The organism is Allobosea sp. 05T439, from assembly GCF_056396005.1.
Genome location: NZ_JBFTKP010000022.1, coordinates 100,303 through 107,253 on the forward strand (window position 1 = coordinate 100,303; position 6,951 = coordinate 107,253).

6 protein-coding genes are annotated in these 6,951 nt (G+C 63.9%); 3 read left to right on the forward strand and 3 right to left on the reverse strand.

Annotated features, from left to right (window positions below; all coding sequences use genetic code 11):
• Positions 1-32 precede the first annotated feature (32 nt).
• Positions 33-1,202 carry a mandelate racemase/muconate lactonizing enzyme family protein gene (locus AC1DIO_RS22975; RefSeq protein WP_441507953.1) on the reverse strand — a complete coding sequence of 390 codons (1,170 nt, stop codon included), beginning with the start codon at positions 1,200-1,202 and terminating at the stop codon, positions 33-35.
• A gap of 467 nt (positions 1,203-1,669) precedes the next feature.
• Between AC1DIO_RS22975 and AC1DIO_RS22980 the strand changes: the two genes are divergently transcribed.
• Positions 1,670-2,563 (forward strand): LysR substrate-binding domain-containing protein, encoded by an 894-nt coding sequence (locus AC1DIO_RS22980; RefSeq protein WP_441507920.1) that lies wholly within the window; start codon positions 1,670-1,672, stop codon positions 2,561-2,563.
• Positions 2,564-2,566: 3 nt separating this feature from the next.
• Here AC1DIO_RS22980 and AC1DIO_RS22985 read toward each other — a convergent pair whose 3' ends face one another.
• Positions 2,567-3,133: a manganese efflux pump MntP gene (locus AC1DIO_RS22985; RefSeq protein ID WP_441507919.1), complete on the reverse strand. Its 567-nt coding sequence runs from the start codon at positions 3,131-3,133 to the stop codon at positions 2,567-2,569.
• 520 nt (positions 3,134-3,653) lie between these two features.
• Here AC1DIO_RS22985 and yghX point away from each other — a divergent pair.
• Positions 3,654-4,541, forward strand: coding sequence for a YghX family hydrolase (gene yghX, locus AC1DIO_RS22990; protein WP_441507918.1), 888 nt, complete (start codon positions 3,654-3,656; stop codon positions 4,539-4,541).
• A gap of 269 nt (positions 4,542-4,810) precedes the next feature.
• The gene (locus tag AC1DIO_RS22995) at positions 4,811-5,986 is read left to right on the forward strand and encodes a hypothetical protein (RefSeq protein ID WP_441507917.1); all 1,176 of its coding nucleotides are present in this window, start codon (positions 4,811-4,813) and stop codon (positions 5,984-5,986) included.
• A 13-nt stretch (positions 5,987-5,999) separates the two neighbouring features.
• Here AC1DIO_RS22995 and AC1DIO_RS23000 read toward each other — a convergent pair.
• Positions 6,000-6,751 (reverse strand): IS5 family transposase gene (locus AC1DIO_RS23000; protein ID WP_476854120.1). Its coding sequence is split into 2 segments (ribosomal slippage): positions 6,000-6,415 and positions 6,415-6,751, totalling 753 coding nucleotides; the frame shifts between segments, so codons are not numbered across the junction.
• Positions 6,752-6,951 lie beyond the last annotated feature (200 nt).

Here is a 6,951-nt window from a genome sequence, read left to right on the forward strand (position 1 = left end):
GATCGCGCTGCATTGGCTGCATCAGCGCGCGCTCACTCAGCCAGCGCTCGCATGACCTTGATCAGGTCGGATTTTCCCTCGAATCCGATTCCCGGCAGGTCCGGCATGACGATGTGGCCGTCCTCGACACGAACCGAATCCGGGAAGCCGCCATAGGGCTGGAAGAGATCGGGGTAGCTCTCGTTGCCGCCCAGGCCGAGGCCAGCCGCAATATTCAGCGACATCTGATGCCCGCCATGGGGAATGCAGCGGGACGGCGACCAGCCAAATTGCTGGAGGACATCGAGCGTTCTGAGATATTCGACAAGCCCGTATGACAGGGCGCAGTCGAACTGAAGCCAGTCGCGATCCGGGCGCATGCCGCCGTAGCGCAGCAGGTTGCGTGCGTCCTGGTGAGAGAAGAGGTTCTCGCCCGTCGCCATCGGCCCCGGATAGAATTCCGAGAGGGCGGCCTGGAGGGCGTAGTCGAGCGGATCGCCKACTTCCTCGTACCAGAATAGAGGATAATCCCGCAGCATCTTGGCGTAGGCGATGCCGGTCTCCAGGTCGAAACGGCCATTCGCATCCACCGCCAGCTGGGCTTGCGATCCGATCTCCTTCAGCGCCGCCTCGATGCGCTCGCGGTCCTCGTCGATCGGGGCCCCACCGATTTTCATCTTGACGACAGTGTAGCCACGATCGAGATAGCCCCGCATCTCCGCCTGGAGCGCCGAGTTGTCCTTTCCTGGATAATAGTAGCCGCCTGCCGCATAGACGAAGACACGCGGATCGGCTTCGCGGCCCTTCTTCTCGGCCAGAAGGCGGAACAGGGGCTTGCCGGCGATCTTCGCGACCGCATCCCAGACCGCCATGTCGAGAGTGCCGACCGCGACGGAGCGCTCGCCATGTCCGCCCGGCTTCTCATTCGACATCATCGCTGCCCAGACGCGCTGGGGATCGAGATTGGTGCCGGCATCATCGAGCAGGCTCTTCGGCTCGGCCTCGAGAATGCGATTGCGGAAGCGCTCTCGGATGAGGCCGCCCTGGCCATAGCGCCCGTTGGAATTGAAGCCGTATCCAACTACGCGTCGGCCGTCGCGCACGACATCGGTCACGACGGCAACAAGGCTCGCCGTCATCTTCGAGAAGTCGATATAGGCGTTGCGGATGGGAGAGGCGATGGGCTTCGTGATCTCGACGACATCGACGATACGCATGGTCAGGTCCTTCCGTTCGGTTCTGGATTTTGTGCTGGTGGAGCGTCAATGCGCCAGGCCCGGCGCGATCCCGGCCTGCTGGCCTCCGTGGGACCGCTCGGCTTGGCTATGCCGACAGCGAATGTTTCCGAAGAGGGGAGGCTGGGGACATTCGCTCGCCTGGTGAAGCCTGGGCGATCCGCTGCAAGCTGGTGTCGACCTTGGGCGAGGCCCGTCCGAACCTGCTCGAAGGTCGATCGACGCCGGAGGCAGAATTCGCTGATCCTGCTGATTATTGACCAGTTTTCCATTCGATAAGGCGCCCCATTCCGTTCCGCGAGGCGCTTGCTTGCCTCTGTTCGGGCGCCGTCCGGCGGAACCTCCGCTGAGGGGCGGGAACAGCCGCAGATGACGACGGGAGCGACGGTTAGAACTGCTTTGCGGCAAACGCCAATGCTGTTGCCGGAATTGATCATGCGTTTTAGGCATTACCAATGGAACTGATCTGGCTTGAGGATTACCTGGCGCTGGCTGATGCCTTGAATTTCTCCAGGGCCGCTTCTGCACGGCACGTGACCCAGCCGGCCTTCAGCCGGAGGATCCGCGCGCTTGAGGATTGGATCGGTGCGCCCTTGTTCATCCGCACCACGCATAGCGTCGCGCTGACACCGGCAGGCGAGCAGTTCCGCAATCAGGCGGAGGTTCTGACACGCGCGTTGCATCAGTTGCGGCGCGATACCCTGGAGGTTGCCGGACGTGGCGCCGGTCCGTTGTCTATCGCGGCAACCCACGCCCTTTCCTTCACGTTCTTTCCGAAATGGGTTCGTGGAAATGAGAAGATCCTGGCCCTTGGGACCCTCAACCTGATCTCCGACAGCATGCAGGCCTGCGAGCAGATGATGCTGCGGGGGGATGTGCAGTTCCTGCTTTGCCACCATCACCCCAGCATTGGCAGCCGGGTCGAAACCAGCCAGTTCAAGAGCATCGTGGTCGGGGCCGATACGCTCGTGCCGCTTTGTGCGCCCGACCAGGATGGGGCGCCGCGCTGGCGGCTCGAGCGCACTGTGCCKGTCAAGTATCTCGGTTACAGCGAGCAGTCCGGCCTGGGGCGGATCATTACCGGGCTTCGGCGCGCTGCAGATCGAAATGTTGCGCTGGAGACGGTCTTTACATCGCACCTCGCCGCCACATTGCTCTCGATGGCGCGCGCCGGAGACGGGGTCGCATGGCTGCCCCGAACATTGGCGGAGGAGGATATGTCGCTCGGCCGACTGGTCCAGGCCGGTGATCCCGGCCTGGCCATACCGATTGAGATCCGGCTGTTTCGTCCCATGGCCCGTCAGGGGCCCGTTGCCGAGGCCGTCTGGGCCGCATTCGAGCGGGGTTGAGGTTCAGCCCGCTATCAGGTGGCTGAACAGGATCGAGGTGCCGAGGCCGATGAGGGCGAGACCGCCGATCCGCTCGGCCCAGCGCCCGAATTTGGCGCCGACCAGGTTGCCGGCCATCATGCCCCCCGTCGACATCACGAATGTCGCAAAGCCGATGGCCAGCGCGACGACGAAGATGTTCACGTCCAGGAAGGCGAGCGACACGCCGACCGCCATGGCATCGATGCTGGTGCCGATCGCGGTCGCCATCAGGGCCCAGAGCGAGTTGCCATGCGCAGCATCATTGCGCTCGGCCGCAGGCTTCATGGAATGCAGGAGCATGCGCCCGCCGACGATGCCGAGCAGAACGAAGGCGATCCAGTGGTCGACGGCCGCGACATACTGGCTTGCGGCAAACCCCGCGGCCCAGCCTATGAGCGGCGTGATGGCCTCAACGATGCCGAAGACCACACCGGTGCGAAGCGCCTGCGTGAAACGCGGGCGGCTGGAGGCGGCGCCCCGCCCGATCGAGGCCAGCAGGGCGTCGACGGACATGCCCACGGCGAGCACGGCGATAGAAGCAGGTGACATGGCAGTCTCAAATTGCGGACGGAGGACCAGACGGATCTCGGGCCTTGTCCGCAAGGCCTCTCCGTCACGGTCTCGCTTGGCCGAAATCATCCGGCTGATCGCACCACGCAGTCCTCGCCGCGAGCGTGTTGATGCGATCGCGCGCCGAAGCACGCCGCTACTCCCCGATGCGTCTGCACCTAGTGAATCACGCTCATGATGTCAATTCGATAACGATTTCAAATTCTTAGCATTGAGACGCATTTGCATGTAGAAGAATGCCGCGGCCCTGCCGAAGCGACGCCGGGCGCGCTCGACGACCTCTGCGTCGAAGGCTACGGCTGGTGAGATCACGCGGGGAGGGGCACATCCGCCAGGCCGATTTCGTGCCTCTCGACTATCGCGCTTGCACCAGTCCTGTCCCTGCCGGACGTCAAACACGCGATCTTGAAACGGCAGCAACCGGAATTCCCAAGACAGGAATGGTCCGGCGCGTAGGATCGGCCGCGTGATGCCAATAACACCACAGGGGAGAACGACTGTGCCGCGCCTGACCGCCAAGGATTTTCCGCAGGAACTGCTCGAACTGTACGACTATTATGCGCACGGACGGATCACCAAGCGCGAGTTTTTCGATCGCGCCGGCAAATTCGCCGTGGGTGGCATGACGGCGGCGTCGATCCTGGCCTCGATGAGCCCCGACTACGCGCTCGCGCAACAGATCTCGTTCACGGACCCCGATATCACCGCCAGTTACCTCACCTACCCCTCGCCGAAGGGGAATGGCGATGTCCGCGGCTATCTGGTGCGTCCGGCAAAACTATCCGGCCGCGTCCCCGCGGTGGTCGTCGTGCATGAGAACCGCGGTTTGAACCCCTATATCGAGGATGTCGCGCGCCGGGTCGCGAAGGCCGGCTTCATCGCGCTTGCTCCGGATGGCCTGAGCTCCGTCGGCGGTTATCCCGGCAATGACGAGAAGGGCCGAGAACTGCAGCAGCAGGTCAATCCGGAGAAGCTGATGAATGACTTCTTCGCGGCCATCGAATTCCTGATGAAGAGCGATCAGACCACCGGCAAGGTMGGCATCACCGGCTTCTGCTATGGCGGTGGCGTCGCCAACGCGGCTGCCGTCGCCTATCCCGAACTCGGCGCGGCCGTGCCGTTCTATGGCCGTCAGCCCCGCGCCGAGGACGTGCCGCGGATCAAGGCGCCGCTCCTGATCCATTACGGCGCTCTCGACACCGGCATCAATGCCGGCTGGCCGGCCTATGAGGCGGCCTTGAAGGCGGGCGGGAAAACCTATGAGGCCTATATCTATCCAGGCGCCAATCATGGCTTCCACAACGACTCCACCCCCCGTTATGACGAAGCGGCCGCCAAGCTGGCCTGGGACCGGACCATCGCCTGGTTCAAGCGCTACCTGAGTTGAACGAGCGGAGCCTCATCCCGCCCGAGCGTGGGTGAGAGCGACCGGGGCGCGCCAGAATTCGCGGTCTCCGCACGGGGTAGGACGGCCATGGGCCGTTCGCTCTGCGCGGAGTACTGCGCCTGGGCGTGCAAGGGCCAAGGGTGGGCACGCGCTGTTCGGGGACGTGCTCCGCGAGAGCGCACATTCTGTTCGTGACGCTTGGGCTCGGTTTATAGCCGAATCAGCCTCATGATCCCGAGCGCTGCAGCCTATCGTTCCCGCGAGGTCCCATGCGCCTTGTCTTGACCACGACTGCCGCTCTTCTGTTCACGGCTCTCCCAACCCATGCCGATGAGCGCAGCGAGTGCCTCGCCGGCATCGCGCGCCTGCGCAGCGCGACTGCTGCAAGACCTGCCCCTCCCGACCGGGACACACTTCTCGGCACGCTGCGCCGGGCGGAGCGGGAGGCMGGCGAACGCCAGTTCGACGACTGTGTCGGGGTCCTCAAGGCCAGCGCCAGTGGCGGCGGCAAGAGCAGCCGGGATGACGATGACGCCGAGGAGGGCGCCGAAACCGAGGACATGTTCGGCTTTACGGAGGGCACCAGCATCCTCGAAAAGGGCAAGTTCGAAATCTCCGGCGCCGGCGAGGGTGCATTCGGCAAGCGCCTCGGCCGGTATCGGACGGGAGGCCTGGGTGGCAGCTTTGCGTTCGCCCCGGTCGACGGGCTCAGCATCGAGTTGGGGGCGGTCGGCAACCGCGTCTCGATCCGCGACGTACCGGGACTGGACAATCGCCACGGCGGCGGCTTCGGTGGCTTTGCCGCCGAGTTGAAATGGCAGGCTATCAAGCGGGGAGACGCCTCGCCCGTCGGCCTGACCTTTATCGTCGAGCCGGGCGCGAGCTTTCGCGACGCGGAGGCTGGCGGGCGTGGCCGGGGCGTGGGGCTGGAGGGGCGGATCGCGCTTGATGCCGAACTTGTTCCCAGGAGGTTGTTCGGTGGACTCAACCTGATCTACGAATTGGAGAAATTCCGCCCGCGCGGCGTAAACCTGTTCAATGGCGAAGCCGAGCCCTTGGAAGGCGTGTTATCCGGGCCGTGCCAGCCCTATGCCGAGGACGACGCCCTGGAGACATGCGTCGCGTCCGCGCGGCGCAAGTCAGCGGAGCGGTCCTCTCTCCTCGGGCTCTCGGGAGCACTCGCGATCCAGATCAACCCCAATGTCTTTATCGGCGGCGAGGTTCGCTATTTGCGCTCCTATGCCGGGCTCGGGTTGAACAGCTTCGAAGGACACGCCGTCTTCGTCGGCCCGACCCTCTACGCCAAGCTCAGCGAGACCGTGTCGATCTCCGCGGCCTACTCCGCCCAGATTGCCGGGAAGTCGGAAGCCACGCCAGGCCGGCGGCTCGATCTCGACAACTTCGCCCGTCACCAGGCCAAATTGAAGATCTCCTACGAGTTCTAGAGCGGATCGACATTCAGCGTAGCCATATCATTGCTGCGGCGAGGTGGACGAAGCCTGTGAAGTGGATGGTTCTGCGGTCGTAGCGTGTGGCGAAGCGGCGGAAGTGCTTGAGGCGATTGAAGCATCGCTCGATCCGGTTGCGGTGTTTGTAGATCTCGCCGTCGTGAGGGATGAAGACCTTGCGGTTGCGCTTGGACGGGATCACCGCCTGTGCCTTCATTGCGGCAATCTGGTTGCGCAAATCGTTGCTGTCATAGGCTTTGTCGGCGAGCGCCGCATCGGCTTCCTGACCTGCGAGGAGATCGGGAGCGGCTGTGATGTCGCTGGCCTGGCCGGGCGTGATGCGCAACCGCAAGGGCCGACCGAGCCTGTCGGCGAGCATGTGGACCTTGGTGGTCAGTCCCCCTCTGGAACGCCCCAGCGCCTGGTCCTTGGCCCCCCTTTTCCCGCCGCCGCTTGCTGATGGGCGCGCACGATGGTGCTGTCGAGCATCAGATATTGGTTATCACGGTCGGCGGTCAGCGCGTTGAACACCGCCTCCCACACCCCGGTATGGCACCAGCGACTGAAACGCCGATGCACCGTCTTCCACTTGCCATAGCGCTCGGGCAGGTCACACCAGTGGGCACCAGAGCGCAGAACCCACAGACAACCGTTCACAAACAGGCGGTTATCCGAGCCCGTCCGACCTGGATCGCTCGACTTGCCKGGCAGCAAGGGCGCAATCCGCAGCCATTGCGCCTCATTCAGCTCGTAGCGCTTGATCCCCATCATTGGCTCCGCGTCTCAACACGGAACCCCATGAATCAGACATCGCGCCAGTTGTGAATCTGGAGGGTTCTGTGAGGTCGCGCGGCACTGATCGTGGAGCGAGGCGCGGCGCGCGACCTCATTGAAGCCGGATTGAACGAAGCCGCCGGCGCGAGCGCCTATGGGTTTTGTGCCTTGGGGCCGCTGCTCAAGGG